The sequence below is a fragment of the Methylomicrobium agile genome, from assembly GCF_000733855.1.
Lineage (GTDB): Bacteria > Pseudomonadota > Gammaproteobacteria > Methylococcales > Methylomonadaceae > Methylomicrobium > Methylomicrobium agile.
Map to the genome: position 1 here is coordinate 3,800,470 of NZ_JPOJ01000001.1, position 14,567 is coordinate 3,815,036.

13 protein-coding genes and 1 tRNA gene are annotated in these 14,567 nt (G+C 52.5%); 9 read left to right on the forward strand and 5 right to left on the reverse strand.

Annotated elements, in window-relative coordinates; all coding sequences use genetic code 11:
- Window positions 1-70: 70 nt before the first annotated feature.
- The 5 genes from CC94_RS0117765 (at window position 71) to CC94_RS0117780 (ending at window position 2,642) form a co-directional block, all read left to right on the forward strand.
- Window positions 71-439, forward strand: coding sequence for a hypothetical protein (locus tag CC94_RS0117765; protein ID WP_157203466.1), 369 nt, complete (start codon window positions 71-73; stop codon window positions 437-439).
- Window positions 432-725, forward strand: coding sequence for a hypothetical protein (locus CC94_RS23880; RefSeq protein WP_157203467.1), 294 nt, complete (start codon window positions 432-434; stop codon window positions 723-725). The genes CC94_RS0117765 and CC94_RS23880 overlap by 8 nt, the downstream gene beginning before the upstream one ends.
- The gene (locus tag CC94_RS0117770) at window positions 715-1,284 is read left to right on the forward strand and encodes a helix-turn-helix domain-containing protein (RefSeq protein WP_031431687.1); all 570 of its coding nucleotides are present in this window, start codon (window positions 715-717) and stop codon (window positions 1,282-1,284) included. Before CC94_RS23880 ends, CC94_RS0117770 begins: the two co-directional genes overlap by 11 nt.
- Window positions 1,285-1,443: 159 nt before the next feature.
- Window positions 1,444-2,328, forward strand: coding sequence for a hypothetical protein (locus CC94_RS0117775; RefSeq protein ID WP_031431688.1), 885 nt, complete (start codon window positions 1,444-1,446; stop codon window positions 2,326-2,328).
- A gap of 122 nt (window positions 2,329-2,450) precedes the next feature.
- Window positions 2,451-2,642, forward strand: coding sequence for a hypothetical protein (locus CC94_RS0117780; RefSeq protein ID WP_031431689.1), 192 nt, complete (start codon window positions 2,451-2,453; stop codon window positions 2,640-2,642).
- Window positions 2,643-2,652: 10 nt separating this feature from the next.
- Here the strand turns inward: CC94_RS0117780 and CC94_RS0117785 are convergent, their stop codons facing one another.
- Entirely contained in the window at window positions 2,653-4,305 is a 1,653-nt protein-coding gene (locus CC94_RS0117785; RefSeq protein ID WP_031431690.1) for a site-specific integrase, read from the reverse strand.
- Window positions 4,306-4,319: 14 nt separating this feature from the next.
- A tRNA-Ser gene (locus CC94_RS0117790) sits at window positions 4,320-4,410 on the reverse strand.
- 370 nt (window positions 4,411-4,780) lie between these two features.
- On the opposite strand from CC94_RS0117790, the gene CC94_RS0117795 reads away from it, so the two are divergent.
- Both CC94_RS0117795 and CC94_RS0117800 read left to right on the forward strand, forming a co-directional pair.
- Window positions 4,781-6,931, forward strand: coding sequence for an adenosylcobalamin-dependent ribonucleoside-diphosphate reductase (locus CC94_RS0117795; RefSeq protein WP_031431691.1), 2,151 nt, complete (start codon window positions 4,781-4,783; stop codon window positions 6,929-6,931).
- A gap of 14 nt (window positions 6,932-6,945) precedes the next feature.
- Window positions 6,946-7,632: a TSCPD domain-containing protein gene (locus CC94_RS0117800; RefSeq protein WP_005372083.1), complete on the forward strand. Its 687-nt coding sequence runs from the start codon at window positions 6,946-6,948 to the stop codon at window positions 7,630-7,632.
- A gap of 322 nt (window positions 7,633-7,954) precedes the next feature.
- Here the strand turns inward: CC94_RS0117800 and CC94_RS0117805 are convergent, their stop codons facing one another.
- Window positions 7,955-9,196, reverse strand: coding sequence for a hypothetical protein (locus CC94_RS0117805; RefSeq protein ID WP_005372085.1), 1,242 nt, complete (start codon window positions 9,194-9,196; stop codon window positions 7,955-7,957).
- A 351-nt stretch (window positions 9,197-9,547) separates the two neighbouring features.
- On the opposite strand from CC94_RS0117805, the gene CC94_RS0117810 reads away from it, so the two are divergent.
- On the forward strand, window positions 9,548-10,957 hold the full coding sequence (locus CC94_RS0117810; RefSeq protein ID WP_031431692.1) for a TolC family outer membrane protein: 1,410 nt from the start codon (window positions 9,548-9,550) through the stop codon (window positions 10,955-10,957).
- Between the two features lie 222 nt (window positions 10,958-11,179).
- Here the strand turns inward: CC94_RS0117810 and CC94_RS0117815 are convergent, their stop codons facing one another.
- On the reverse strand, window positions 11,180-12,208 hold the full coding sequence (locus CC94_RS0117815; protein WP_005372093.1) for a zinc-dependent alcohol dehydrogenase family protein: 1,029 nt from the start codon (window positions 12,206-12,208) through the stop codon (window positions 11,180-11,182).
- 66 nt (window positions 12,209-12,274) lie between these two features.
- Entirely contained in the window at window positions 12,275-12,787 is a 513-nt protein-coding gene (locus tag CC94_RS0117820) for an Hsp20/alpha crystallin family protein (protein WP_005372095.1), read from the reverse strand.
- Between the two features lie 147 nt (window positions 12,788-12,934).
- On the opposite strand from CC94_RS0117820, the gene CC94_RS0117825 reads away from it, so the two are divergent.
- Window positions 12,935-14,518 (forward strand): bifunctional aminoglycoside phosphotransferase/ATP-binding protein, encoded by a 1,584-nt coding sequence (locus CC94_RS0117825; RefSeq protein WP_005372097.1) that lies wholly within the window; start codon window positions 12,935-12,937, stop codon window positions 14,516-14,518.
- The last annotated feature ends 49 nt before the right edge of the window (window positions 14,519-14,567 follow it).

Consider the following 14,567-nt stretch of genomic DNA (forward strand, 5'->3'; position numbering starts at 1 on the left):
ACTCTTATATTGTCACGTTGCAAAAATTGTGATATTGTGTAAGTCCTTAAAATAATTAGGAAATTTGAACATGACCAAAGCAAAACGTGGCAGACCTTCAATAGGCGCGACACCCATGACAGGTGCGGAGCGTATGCAGCGATATCGAGAACAAACAATTAAACGCGCTCAGGAGAAATTGGACCAAACCGTTAGGCTCTGCAAAGAAATATCGAGCGAACCGGGCGGCACACCTGTAGAAATCATATTGCCTCCGTTTGTCATTGAGGTAATCAAACGCTTTCAAATAACAGCACCGCTGACCACTGAGCAAATTATTCAAGGCGCCTTAATAACTTGGGCTATCGAAGAATCCGACAATTTACCGCCACTTAATCAAGGATGGCACCAAACAGCGCCAATCGATACCAACGCCACCCGAGATCAAAAAAATGATTAACCCACGCAAATTATCCCAAGCACAAGCTAGCTCCCTTATTTATCGATGGCTAAATAAACGTGGTTACGATCAAGTATTTAAAGCTGATGTTTCGATGATCTTAGCCGAAAATCGCCGCACTACACGTTCCGGCGGTCGCGCCAGATGGGGACAGATTCCCTACGCTCTCGATATTCAAGACTTCGTCAACAGCAGACTGTTGCCGGCATGTATACGACTTGAGCGTCAACGGCTTGAGAAAGCCGCCAAAGCGGCGAAAGGAGCGCGTCTACCGTATGCGACCTAAAACCTCAGACGAACTCAAGCGAGCGATCACGTTACGGGCGGCAGGCTGGACACTGTCAGCCATTGTGACCGAGACCGGCATCAGCGCTAGCACGCTCCAACGCTATTTCAGAACGCACGGCATTGAGCGCGGCACGATCTCGACAGAAGCCGTCGAACAGGCAAAGCAGCGGTTACTCAGCGATGCCGGTTTTATCGATGACCTAAAGCACCAGATAGCGGCCTCGATAATCGATGACCTATCACTGGTGCGCCAGCTACGGGAAACGCTGGCGCTCTCTCTCGAAGAATTGGCAGCCGATCCTACCACCCCTGCCACCCTTAAGGCGCGATCACTGGCGGCGCTCTCCACCAGTCTCAAGATTACGCAAGATGTGTCAAGACGCGCCCTGAGAATAGATAACAACGATTCCCTGAATGGTATACAAGAGCCCACGCGATTGATTATCGAGAAGATGACTGACGAAGAAATGCAGGCGGCTCAAGATCGTTTCAAAGAGGATGAAGACGTCGATGAAACGGAATTACTTAATGATGACTTGGTATCGATGGAAGACTGACCGGCAAAAGGCGAAGTCTTAGAGCACGGCGGCGATGCGGAATACCATCGTTTCAACATCGGGCACCGATTTTGAAAATCAGGCCCAGACATAAAAAAGCCGATCAGGGCGGCAACCCGAAATCGGCCTACTTCATTCAAGCGAAAACAAGATTATATCATGGAAAATAGAACCCAAACGCATGGGTCAGAATGGCCTTACTTCGATCTATCCCAGACTCTGAATAATGCAAAATTCAGCAAAAAAGTTTTTTTGGTCGATGGATACAGAAACGGCGCAACGCTAAGAGCCGTAAGGCTTGCCGCACTATCCCAAAGGGACAATTTTAGCGCGGGCTTTAGTATATTAGATTTAATACATTCTATCCCCCCACTGATTCAAGTAGACCCCTACTATCTTGAGGGGACAAGACGCCAGGCGCAGCACTTCAACAGAGCGCCAGCGTGGAGACATTGCAAGCCAGAACTTAAAGCGATTTTCTATCAATTAGCCATGCTACAGCAGGCGGCGCAAAGCGCCTGCCAGTTAATCCCGTTTACCCTCGATTTGACGCCGAAATTCGTCCACAGAGCCTTTCAGCACAAAGCCGGATTCATAGACTACACCAAGCGCGAAATCGACAAAGCCATGAAGTCCGAACTCGATAGAAAGCCGCAATATTGGTTCACGGTTGAAATGGCGACAGTTTTCGGCAGCCCCACCAGCGGACGACAAAGACCACATCTGCACGCCAGCATTCTACTAAATGATTCCGAAACAGAATCAAAACGCAAACAGAAAACCCCAATATCGAGAGCATTTCATAAAGCCGTTGGAAAGTGTCCGCCAGACTTTAGCAATCGGCTTTTGCACTTAGGCAACCACAGAGCCTATGCGGAACAGGTAGGCATCTCAGAAATAGAGGCGGTCATTAATTGGCCGGGTTATTGTTTAAAACTCAATACAACCGCGCGGCTTCACCTCAAGAGCAAGACCAACCTAACGGCGGATAACGTGACAAAAAGGCAAGCAGAAGCACTTTACGGCCTTTTAACACCAAAATAATCGGCCTAAAAATAAGTCACAACATACTTAACTAACTGATTTTCAGAAAAGATAACTGCTTGCTTACTTCGATTTTCATTTGCTACCATCCCCGCTCCACAAACAAAGCCAGAGAGGCACAAATGATTATCTCAGCAATCACCTTAGACCAGCACGCCGCCATTTACGAAGCCATGACCGACCGGGAGACCCACCATGCCGGCGCTGAGACTTTCTACACCGGCCATCACCCCGAACTCGACACCATCGTCATATTTCAGAACGGCTTCAGCGATAGCGCCACGTTGATCGAAATCGGCAAGTTTTCCCGGTAACGCGGGGGCATTACGAAGCCCGCCTATGATTTTTAAAAGTGGGCTTCACTGGCTTACAAAACGGAATATCGAACTGCAATTTTTCGATTGTCGCTTTCTTATCCGCCAGCGGAATTACAAGCTCCTCATCATCGATGTAATCCATAGTCACGGCAGGCAAAGCCCTGCCGGTTTCGTCCATCAGATCGTTTTCATGACCAACGATCGATAGCATATCTTTAATGAATTTATCCCTATAAGCTCGCGTAAGCACCGTTTTTCTAAATGCGTGCATACCCGTTAGCTGTTTACCCTTCGTCTCGTCACGAAGTCCTACGTCGGCGATAAATCGCACGAAGTCTTTACCAGCATTCGCACCGGCTCGACCTCCAGCAACTTTCCATTGCGGAAACAGCCTTTTATACCTTGCCTTTTTAAGGCTCTCAACGTAATCCAAAAAGCCAAGATCAATTAGCTTTGAATGAATCGGAATAACTCTTTTGGCCGCTTCGGTTTTAGTTGATTTACGAACATCTTCATCGGCTTCAGTATCTTCTGTGATGTGAAAATACCAAACGTCACCTTCCCCATGCACAATGTCAGTAAATGGATTTAACTGGCATATCTCATTGACTCGCGCACCGCTGTAAAGCCCGATCACAGGTAGCCAAAATTTATGAACATCAGCACCGGAGTTGCAATACCCCTGCATTTTCTCACAAGTGAACACCCGTAACAGTTCTGCATCTTTAAATGATCGTTGTGAACGTTCCTTTTCTTTCCGATTGCCGGAATATTTGACTTCATTTATGTAAACGCCATCGAACGCACCTTCATGCAATGAGCGAGCCCATTCAATCAGTTGCTTAATCGAACTTTTATAATTTTTAAAATTCTTGTTGTGATGGTGCGCAAAGTTGGCAAAAAAGCGGTTTATATCGACGTGTTTTATTTGGTCAATCGGTTTATTGCCAATGAATTCGAGAAATTTGGATAGCGCGGTTTTATGCTTTTTGAGCATCCCGATTTTGCTTTGGTCATATTGCGCCATAAAAGTGGCAATGGCGGAGGATAGCATCGGCACTTTGCTTGGGGATGCGGTTTTGATTGGCTCTTGTTGGGCTTGTAGCGCGGCAATTTGCTTAATATTATCCAGCCTGTCAAAAGCTTCAGCTTTCGCTTGAAGTTTTGCTAATCTCAGTTCTTCCTGGTGGCGTCCCTCCTGAAGATCGAATGCGATATCCTTTCTCTTTAACGCTGCTATAGCTTTAAGTGGCAACCCGGTATTTTTCTTTTTCGCCTCTTCGGCGGCTTTGGATAGATCAAATCCTTCGCTTTGTCTTTTCTCTTCGAGGCGCTCAATCAAATCCTGTATTAGATCGTTTCTAAGCTCTTTTTCCGCCATAAGCTCATCAATATAGTTGAATAATAATTTCGCGTCACTGGCGAGCTTATACGCGGCAGGAACGGCATTGCTTAAGTTTTGGGTATTGAGAGATTGGGTAAACTCGCGAACGGGAAGAACCGAACGAATTCGAACAGGAACGACAATTCGAAAATATAAGATATTTCCGCGCCGGTAAAGATGGGGGCATTTAGGCATATCGTAGCTATTTTTTGTAACAGCATTTTGTAGCAAACGCTGTTTATGAGCTACGACAGGAAAAATTATTTTCCTTTTCAATCAGATAGATATGATGGCGGAGAGACAGAGATTCGAACTCTGGGTGGGCTACAAACCCACGACGGTTTTCAAGACCGCTGCCTTAAACCACTCAGCCATCTCTCCGTGAGCCGGTTATAATAACCGATTCGGATATTATTGCAAGTCCCCTGCCCTGCTTTTTCTGACCCGGACGCAACCATTGCGGCCGTTTTTCGCTCTTGGAGCGGCACAAGCCAGTCATTTTTTCCGGCCGTCCCCCAGCTTGCTCGATTCTCTACTTTGATTCTAAAAGCCTTTTTTCAAGGCGTATTTTTTCCGTTTCGGCATTCGGCGAACTTTCGGTTCTTTTTTCTTTCAAACACAATATATTGTGTTAGCATAAACACAAGTATCCACATATAGACATTCTTTCGGCGATTTCCCCCTTCTTCTAACTTGCTGATTTAATGTCGTTTTTATTCTCCTTTATCCACGACTAAGCAGAGAGATCGCCATGACAGCACTTCTTCATGTCATCCCCAACACCGTGACCGACATTCCCTATCAAGATGCCTCGCTCGACATCTGGGATACCAAATACCGCTTGAAAACCAAAGAAGGCACGGCAATCGATGCGACGATGGACGAGACGTATCAACGGGTCGCCAAGGCGCTCTCCGAAGTCGAAATCGGCAAGCCGAAGCAGGAAAAATATTACAAGGAATTTCTTTGGGCGCTGCGCCAGGGCGCGATTCCGGCAGGCCGGATCGTGTCGAACGCGGGCGCGCTGGAGCACAAACCGGCGACCTCGACGATCAACTGCACCGTGTCCGGTATGATCGCGGACTCGATGGACGACATTCTCGCGAAAGTGCACGAGGCCGGATTGACCTTGAAAGCCGGCTGCGGCATCGGCTACGAATTCTCGACCTTGCGCCCCAAAAACGCCTATGTTTCGGGCGCCGGCGCCTATACATCCGGGCCTTTATCGTTCATGGACATCTACGATAAGATGTGCTTCACCGTCTCTTCCGCGGGCGGCCGCCGCGGCGCGCAGATGGCGACGTTCGACGTCGGCCATCCCGATGTGGTCGAATTCATCCGCGCCAAGCGCGAAGACGGCCGTTTGCGCCAGTTCAACCTGTCGTTGCTGATCACCCGAGAGTTTGTCGAAGCGGTCAAGAACGACCGGGGGTGGCCTCTGTCGTTTCCGCTTACCGAGAAAGAAGTGAAGGCCGACAGGCTGGACCTCAGCGACAGCAAACAGATCATCTGGCGCGACCTGCCCGGCAAGGACGGTTATATCGTGAACAATGACGGCTTGGTCGCCTGCCGGATCACCAAAACGCTGCCCGCGCGCCGCTTGTGGGACATCATCATGAGCTCTACCTACGACTACGCGGAACCCGGCTTCATCCTGATCGACAAGGTCAACGAGATGAACAACAACTGGTTTTGCGAAAACATCCGCGCGACCAACCCCTGCGGCGAACAGCCCCTGCCTCCTTACGGCAGTTGCCTGCTCGGCTCGATCAACCTGACCCGTTTCGTGGTCAAGCCGTTCACCGGCGAAGCGCATTTCGACTGGGACGCCTACCGCAAGACCGTCCGCATCTTTACCCGGATGCTCGACAACGTGGTCGAAATCAATGGACTGCCGCTGCAGAAACAGCGCGACGAAATCTTCGGCAAGCGCCGCCACGGGATGGGTTATCTGGGCCTCGGCTCAACCCTGACCTTGCTCGGGATGAAGTACGGGGATGCCGAATCGCTGCGCTTCACCGAAGAAGTGACCAAGGTGCTGGCCGTCGAAGGCTGGAAGGAAGGACTGGCGCTGGCGAAGGAAAAAGGCCCCGCGCCGATCATGGAGCAGCTATTTACGGTGACCGGCGAAATGCTGCACAAGCGCCCCGAAATGATCGCGGACGGCTACAAGATCGGCGACCAGGTGCCGGGCAAAGTGTTGCACGCGAAATACAGCCGCTACATGCAGCAATTGGCCGATGTCGAGCCCGGCCTGGTCGCCGAACTCGTCCAGATCGGTTCGCGCTTCACGCACCATAGCTCGATCGCGCCGACCGGCACCATTTCGCTGTCGCTGGCGAACAATGCCAGCAACGGCATCGAGCCGAGCTTCGCGCATCATTACTCGCGCAACGTGATCCGCGCCGGCAAGAAATCGAAGGAAAAGGTCGACGTGTATTCGTTCGAACTGCTGGCCTACCGGGAAATGGTCAATCCGAACGCGATGCCTTACAGCGACGATCCGGGCCATAAGCTGCCGGATTATTTCATCGCCGCCGACGACATCACGCCGAAGCAGCACGTCGACATCCAGGCCGCCGCGCAACAATGGATCGACTCGTCGATCTCGAAGACCGCGAACGTGCCGACCGACTATCCGTACGAGGACTTCAAGTCGATCTACGAATACGCCTACGAAAAAGGCCTGAAAGGCTGCACGACCTTCCGCTTCAATCCGGAAGTGTTCCAGGGCGTGTTGGTCAAGGAAAAGGATCTGGAAAACACGACCTACCAGTTCACGCTCGAAGACGGTCATATGGTCGAATTCAAAGGCAACGAGGAAGTCGAATACGACGGCGAAATCCATACCGCCGCGAATTTGTTCGATGCCTTGAAAGAAGGCTATTACGGCAAATTTTGATCCAGGATACCGATATGACACACAAAATCACCAAAAAGATCGTCGGCTACAAAGTGCTGACCCAGGAAGACAAAGCCGCCGCCGAACAGGCCGCGACCGAAGCGAAGCAGCGCGACGTCGAGCGCATGCACGAAAACCTGGAGCGCCCGGAAGTGCTGGTCGGCTCGACCTACAAGATCAAGACCCCGCAGTCCGAGCATGCGCTGTATATTACGATCAACGACATCATCCTGAATCCGGGCACCGAGCACGAAGAGCGCCGCCCGTACGAGATCTTCATCAACTCGAAGAACATGGAGCATTTCCAGTGGGTCTTGGCGCTGACGCGGGTCATTTCGGCCGTGTTCCGGAAAGGCGGCGACGCCACCTTTCTGGTGGAAGAATTGAAAGCGGTGTTCGACCCGCGCGGCGGTTATTTCAAGAAAGGCGGCGTGTTCATGCCGTCACTGGTCGCCGAAATCGGCCATGCGATCGAAGCCCATATGAAACACATCGGCATGATCAAGCCGGAAGGCCTGACCGACCACCAGAAAGAACTGATCGACGAGAAGCGCCGCGAATTCGAAGCATTGCACGGCTCATCCAAAGGCCAGGCCTTCCCCGAAAAAGCCGTGCTCTGCAACAAGTGCAGCACCAAGGCGATGGTGATGATGGACGGGTGTATGACTTGTTTGAATTGTGGGGAGAGTAAGTGCGGGTAATCGAGCCGTAGCTACTGGTTTCGATCTGTTTGATATCTTGTTGAGAATAGTGCAGAATCCAGCCAAGCAGGGTACGCTGCGCGTACCATTTTCAAACCGTTCCGTTAATTTTTGTCCCAAAAAGGTACGCGCAGCGTACCCTACATGGTTGAATTCATTTTCGGCGCCGATGTTATGTTCCGGGCGGACCGTTTTTCTTTACGGAGGGGACGGAACGGCGGATGGAAATGAGAATTTCCGCGTAGGGTACGAGGTGAAAAGGTACGCACAGCGTACCCTACCGCTCGTAGCGCATCTGTCGTCCAGCCGGCCTCGGTTCCTCTCAATCCACGGTTTCCGTCCAGAGACATCTATCCGTAACCAGTTTGTCGGTCTGTTGGTTGCCGATGCCTTTGGCGATCAACGCAATCACTCGGTCGTCGGTATCATAGCCGATATGCGCATCGAGCGGATTGGCCAGTTTGCCGAGACCGAAAGCGTCGAAAATGGTCGCCACGTTGATATTGATATTGGTAACTTCGACGCAAAGCCGCGAATCCAGGTATTTTTCGACAAAACCGTGCGGAATCGCGTAGCTCAACAGATCATTCGGATCGCTGAAGGCGATGATCGAAGTTTTGCTCAACATGCGGTTTTGATATTGCTCGCCCGTCGGTTCGCAATAGGCCGGTTTTTGATTCGCAATGTCGGGCAATTTCCGGCCCAGTTGTAGCATGGGCAATTGATTCGACATCATGTAAATCGGAATTTCCTTGCGTTTCAAGGCTTCTCTAAAGCCCGGGTCGCGGTCGTGGATCAACGAAGCGATACGCTGCATGCCGTCTATCGTGATGCGGCTGCCCAGGCTGTGCGAGATGATCGCGAATTCATCGTGGCGCACATTCGCTGCCAAGGTACCCTCATTAAGCGAACAAGACTGCATCGCATCATTCGGCAGATCGCTCCAGCCGCCTCGGGCCATCCAGCAAAAAGCCTGGGCGAACGAGACCAGAATGTCTTCCCGGCTGTCTCCCAGGTAAATGATCGGATCCGGGCCTGTGTCGTTCGAAAACTTCTTCATCAAATCGTTGATTTTCGCCCGCCGGAATGAATATTCGCCGGAATTGTCGTAGGCCAGCACTTCCTTTTGCGGGGCGGTAATCTTCGACCAGGTCAATTCATAAAACAGCAATTCATTTTTTCTATCCTTGCTGAGCAGGCGATGGATGCGCAAATTGCCCAGATTTTTGCTCTGATCGCCGCGATTGGTCAGCGTAATGTTTTTGGGGTGCGCAGATTGAATGGTCAACTCCAGTTTTTGAGCCAGCTTCTCCAAAAACTGGGTTGAATAGCCCGGCAAATGATCGCCGACGCCATGCACCATCAATACTTTCATTTTTCCTTTCGGATTGTTCAGGTAAGGCACCAATCCGGCAAACGGTTTTCCCCATATTTCACAAACGCGGGTATCCGCGGTCTCTTGTTTTTCCAAATACGCTTCAACCATGCCCTTCCCTAGGCTGGCGCAGCCGCCAATGTGGACCGCCGCGACAATTAACATGATTTTTTTCGATAAACGCTTCATTATTTAATTCTGATTTTTCGTAGCTATCACTTTGGAGATACGCTCCGTTCTCTTTTCGCCAAGAAGAGAATAACGATTGCGCACAGGTAAACGAATAAAGCGGCCTGAATGCCCGGCCCCTCGGTGCAGGAATCAAAAACAACGGGTAACCGGCATGGTTAAAGCGGGCAGTAAGAACCAAACCTGTCCATTATAACAAGCGCCAACGGATTCTCCGCCTTATTGTCCCCTTTCTGCGCTCTCCAAAGTACGGAAAAAACGTAGAAAGCAGGGATAAAAAATGACGATCCATGACTAAAACAGGCGTATTTCTGATATTTTATTACGGGCTATCGATCAATATCCTGAGTCATGGAAACTTTTGTTTTGCCATTTCGGACCGCAGCTATAAATTTCGTCTATCCGCTAGTGGTGCTGACGGCCCTCTGCGGAGGTCACTCGGCCGGAGCGCAAAGCCTATCGGAGATTGCCGATCTTGCTCTGCAAAACGATCCTAATTTGAAAAAGGCCGAAGCCGAACGGTCGGCTCGCGAAGAGTTCAGAACACAAAGCCTGGCCCGATTTTTTCCATCCGCTTCCGCAGTCGGCGGATCGAGCCTGGAATTTTTGCACAACAAAAAGGCGAAAGGATTCACCGGCTTCGGCAACGGCGACTTCCGCGGCCCGCAGGTCGATCAGGAATACTGGAGCCATACGTTCGATTTGAACGTGACTCAGCCGGTATTTCATTGGGACCATTGGGTGCAACTGAGCCAGTCCGAAAACGTGATCGCCCAGGCCGAAGCCAACTACCGGGCCGAGCTGCAAAATCTGCTGACAAAAACCACGCAGGCCTATTTCGATGTGCTATCGGCCCGGGATAACCTTGAATTTGCGATGGCCGAAAAAGAAGCGATCGCACGCCAGCTCGAACAGGCCAAACAGCGCTTCGAAGTCGGCATCGCCGCGATTACCGATGTGAACGAGGCGCAGGCCGCTTTCGACCAGGCGCTCGCCGGCGAAATCGAGGCAGCCAACCAGCTGGACAATCAAAACGAAGCGCTCAAAGAAATCGTCGGCGAACGGGAACTGGTGCTCGACCTGCTCGGCGAACGGCTGCCTTTGAAGAAACCCGAGCCGGCCGATATTTCCAAATGGAGCGAGACCGCCGAACTGAATAATTTCGAGGTGATCGCCGCTTACAACGAAGCCGAATCGGCGCGCAAATCGATCGAGATTCAACGCAGCGGACATTTGCCGCAACTGGACATCGTCGGCGCTTACAGTGTTTCGGATGTAAACAGCAGCTTCGGTTTTCGGGGCGACACCCAAAACATCGGCCTGCGCTTGAATGTGCCGCTCTTTGAAGGAGGCGCGGTCAATTCGAAGACCCGCCAGGCTCAATTCGAATTCGAGGCCGCCAAAGAAAGTTTGTCGGCGGTCAGGCGTTCGATTACGCGCCAGGTCAAGGATGCTTACCGCGGCGTGATCACCAACATCAGCCGCGTCGAGGCGCTAAAAACCGCTGTCATGTCCTCCGAGACCTCACTGGAAGCGTCCGAAGCCGGCCTCGCGGTCGGAACCCGCACGATGGTCGACGTATTGAATGTGCAAAGAGATCTGTACAAAGCCAAACGGGACTATGCGCGGGCGCGTTACGACTATTTGATCAACAGCATCAAACTGAAGCAGCTGGCCAGCAATTTGACGGCAGACGATCTCGATCGGATCAGCAGTCTGCTCTTGCCGGGCGAGAAAGCGGTAGATAAAACGCGACCTTGACCGAAGCGCCTGCTAGAGCATTTTCGCTTTGGGTCTATGGCCTTCGTAAGGAAAGCGCGTTATTCCGGCAGAGCCTGCCCCGGTCAGGGATTGAGACGGTAGGGTACGCTGTGCGTACCTTTTGACATGGATGGTACGCACAGCGTACCCTACGGGGCTGGACTTAACGGCAGGGCACCTTTCAGAAAGTGAGGACTTCCCTACACACGATATGAAAATGCGCTAACCGATCCGCAGCACTTTGGCGCCGCGAATCCGGCCGGCCTTCAACTCCGACAGTACCTGATTGGCCTGCTCCAATGGGTAAATCCGGATTTCCGGTTTTAGCCGCATGTCCGCCGCAAGCTGTAAAAATTCGGCGACATCCCGCCGCGTGATGTTGGCGACGCTTTTGATTTCCTTTTCGCGCCACAGGTGTTCCGGATAGTCCAACGCCAGCAGATGATGCCGGTCGTCTTCCTTGCGGATCGCATTGATCACGAGGCGGCCGCCGGCTTCCAGATTCACCAGGGCGGACACGATCGGCGCCCAGACCGGCGTGGTATCGATGATCGCATCCAGTTTATGCGGCGCAGTCTGGCCGCTTTCTCCCGCCCACACGGCGCCCAGTTCGATCGCAAACCGGCGTTCTTCGGGGCTGCGCGCGAAAACGTAGATCTCGCTTTGAGGAAACCGGTAGCGGGCCATCTTCAGTACCAGATGGCCGGAGGCGCCGAATCCGGTCAGCCCGAGCCGGTCGCCGTCCTGAATGCCGGTCAGCCGCAGGGAACGGTAGCCTATCGCCCCCGCGCATAATAAAGGCGCCGCTTCCGCATCGGAGAATTCCGGAGGAATCGGATAAACGAAATGAGCGGGCGCGACCATGTATTCGGCATAACCGCCGTTCGCGTCGCGCCCGGTTGCCAGGAAATCAGGGCACAGATTTTCATTGCCTGCGCGGCAGAACTTACATGCGCCGCACGCGGAAAAAATCCAGGCCACTCCGACTCTATCGCCGGATTTGAAGGTGCCGCTAACTTGCTCCCCGGCCGCGACGATATGCCCTACCGCCTGATGCCCGGGGATCACCGGCAAATTCGGCGGCGGGGTTCGGCCTTCGATTTCATCCAGTTCGGTGTGGCACACTCCGCAGACCGAAACCTTGATCAAAACATCCTTTTTTCCCGGCGCCGGTACCGGCAGTTCCATCAACACCAGCGGCTGCGGATGATCGGCCAATTTTCCGGTGCGCGTCAGAACCATGGCTTTCATGACCGATCGCTTCCTCTTTAAAATTAATGGGCTGGCGGGTGGCCGAAACCGCCCGTATGATTTCCGTCAATGAATCTCGATACGCTTCCGCTGCGTCTTTTCCAGCTTGGGTAATACGATTTCGAGGATGCCGTCCTTGAACGAAGCCTTCGCTTGATCGGAGTTGACCTGACACGGCAGCGACACGGTTCTTTGAAATTCGCCGCGGCTGATCTCGCGCCGGCAATATTCGCCGCTCTCCTGCTTTTTTTCCTGTCTGGTGGACGATTTGATCGTAACCGTCTGATTGGTCAACGAAACATCGAGATCTTCTTTCTTGACCCCCGGCAAGGCCGCGTGGACTTTGATTTCGTTGTCGTTTTCAATAATATCGACCTTCGGCACCTCCATGCTCAAAGGAAAACTCATCAAGGGGAATCTCGGAAACTTGACGTCAAAAGGATTCAGCCAGCGGCGCGACAGCATGTCGTCGAACCAGCGGTCGAAATCTTCAAAAGCCATCAGGCCGCGCCCGGTTTCAGTTTGGGAACCTTGGCTGACAATGTCTTTGTTTTCTTGAGTTTCTTTTGATTCTTTCATATCCGTTACTCCATACTGTAAGAAAATAAATCAATCGATTAGAAAAGAACCGGCTCGGGATCGAGTAAAAAACGATGGACAGCCCGTTTTTTCAACCGGTAAAGTAACTTATTCCGTCCCGCAAAAACATTCGTAAAAATACCTAAAATGACATCGACCTCACACGAGCCGGCTTCGCAGCTCCCCGAATCGAAACTGATCCAGGGGTTGATGTTCCCCGAAGCTTACCCGCATTCGGCCGGAAATATCCGCTTGATCGAAACTCACATTTCCTGGGTGCTGTTGACCGGCGAATATGTGTATAAAATCAAAAAACCGGTCGATTTCGGCTTTCTGGACTTTTCGACGCTGGCCCGGCGCCGCCATTTCTGTCAAGAAGAACTGCGCCTGAACCGCCGGTTGGCGGCCGACTGGTATCTCGAAGTCGTACCGGTTACCGGCACTTATGAAAGGCCCCGGATGGGGGGTAACGGCGCGGCGATCGAATATGCGGTAAAAATGCGCCAGTTCCCGACAGCGGCGACGTTGAAAGACCGGGGCAAATCCGGCCATTTCGGACAAAACGAAATCGACCGGATCACCGACCTGCTCGCCGATTTTCATGCGCGCATCGCCAAAGCCTCGGGCGATTCCCCTTATGGCGACAGCACGGATATCCGTCACTGGTTCGAAGAAAACTCCATCCATCTGCGGCCCCGGCTGCAGAACCCCGGCAGAATCGCACAGTTGCAGGCGATCGAAGACTGGGGGCTGGCGGAGTGGCAGGCCAAAGCCGGACTGATGGAACAGCGTAAACACTTAGGTTTCGTGCGCGAATGCCACGGGGATATGCACCTTGGCAACATGACGCGGGTCGACGGCGAAATCGTGCTGTTCGACTGCATCGAATTCAATCCGATGCTGCGCTGGATCGACGTGATCAGCGAAGCGGCCTTCCTAATGATCGATCTGCTGCATTTTGGACTCGACGCGCTGGCCTTCCGTTTTATCAACCGGTATCTGCAACGCACCGGCGATTACCGGGGGGTGGCGCTGCTGCGCTATTATCTCGTCTACCGAGCGCTCGTGCTGGCCAAAGTCAGCCTGCTGCGTGCCGAACAGCAGCACGATTCCGGGCTGTGGGAACAAAATCATGCCGAATACGGCGTCTATGCGGATCTGGCCGAACGCTTTACCCGAATGTCCAGCCCCATGCTGCTGATTACGCACGGGTTTTCCGGCTCCGGCAAATCCTATTATGCGAGCCTGCTGTCCGAACGGATTGGCGCCGTGCAGATTCGCTCGGATATCGAACGTAAACGGATCTTCGGGTTTAAAGCCGATCAGGGCACCGGCAGCGCCCCGGATAGCGGTATCTATACCGAAAATGCCACGCAATCGACTTACGAAAGGCTTCTTGCCGAGGCTCGAACCGTGCTCGAATCCGGCCTGACCGCGATTGTCGACGCGACCTTTTTAAAAGCCGCCCAGCGCGCGCCATTCCGGCAACTGGCGTCAAGCTCCGGCGCGCGCTTCAGGATTCTGGATTTTCAAGCGGCCGATCAGGTGCTGGACGAACGCATCCGGCGGCGCCAAGATCGGAACGATGCTTCCGAAGCGACGATCGAGATCCTGCGGCGGCAACAGCAAACGGCCGAAGCCTTAAGCCCGGAAGAGCGAAAGGACGCGGTAACGGTGGATTCGGCCGACGAACGGGCGCTGGAGTTTCTGCTTTCCGCCCTCTCCGAATGAAACCGTGCCGATTTGCTGAAAATCAACCGATTTATTTTTTTATTCAGGG

Excerpts from the sequence above, each read along its gene's own strand:
- CC94_RS0117805 (WP_005372085.1), bottom strand. The coding sequence starts at position 9,196 with ATGAAGCGTTTATCGAAAAAAATCATGTTAATTGTCGCGGCGGTCCAC.
- CC94_RS0117825 (WP_005372097.1), top strand. The coding sequence starts at position 12,935 with ATGACATCGACCTCACACGAGCCGGCTTCGCAGCTCCCCGAATCGAAA.
- CC94_RS0117815 (WP_005372093.1), bottom strand. The coding sequence starts at position 12,208 with ATGAAAGCCATGGTTCTGACGCGCACCGGAAAATTGGCCGATCATCCG.
- CC94_RS0117780 (WP_031431689.1), top strand. The coding sequence starts at position 2,451 with ATGATTATCTCAGCAATCACCTTAGACCAGCACGCCGCCATTTACGAA.
- CC94_RS23880 (WP_157203467.1), top strand. The coding sequence starts at position 432 with ATGATTAACCCACGCAAATTATCCCAAGCACAAGCTAGCTCCCTTATT.
- CC94_RS0117775 (WP_031431688.1), top strand. The coding sequence starts at position 1,444 with ATGGAAAATAGAACCCAAACGCATGGGTCAGAATGGCCTTACTTCGAT.
- CC94_RS0117810 (WP_031431692.1), top strand. The coding sequence starts at position 9,548 with ATGGAAACTTTTGTTTTGCCATTTCGGACCGCAGCTATAAATTTCGTC.
- CC94_RS0117795 (WP_031431691.1), top strand. The coding sequence starts at position 4,781 with ATGACAGCACTTCTTCATGTCATCCCCAACACCGTGACCGACATTCCC.
- CC94_RS0117770 (WP_031431687.1), top strand. The coding sequence starts at position 715 with ATGCGACCTAAAACCTCAGACGAACTCAAGCGAGCGATCACGTTACGG.
- CC94_RS0117765 (WP_157203466.1), top strand. The coding sequence starts at position 71 with ATGACCAAAGCAAAACGTGGCAGACCTTCAATAGGCGCGACACCCATG.
- CC94_RS0117820 (WP_005372095.1), bottom strand. The coding sequence starts at position 12,787 with ATGAAAGAATCAAAAGAAACTCAAGAAAACAAAGACATTGTCAGCCAA.
- CC94_RS0117800 (WP_005372083.1), top strand. The coding sequence starts at position 6,946 with ATGACACACAAAATCACCAAAAAGATCGTCGGCTACAAAGTGCTGACC.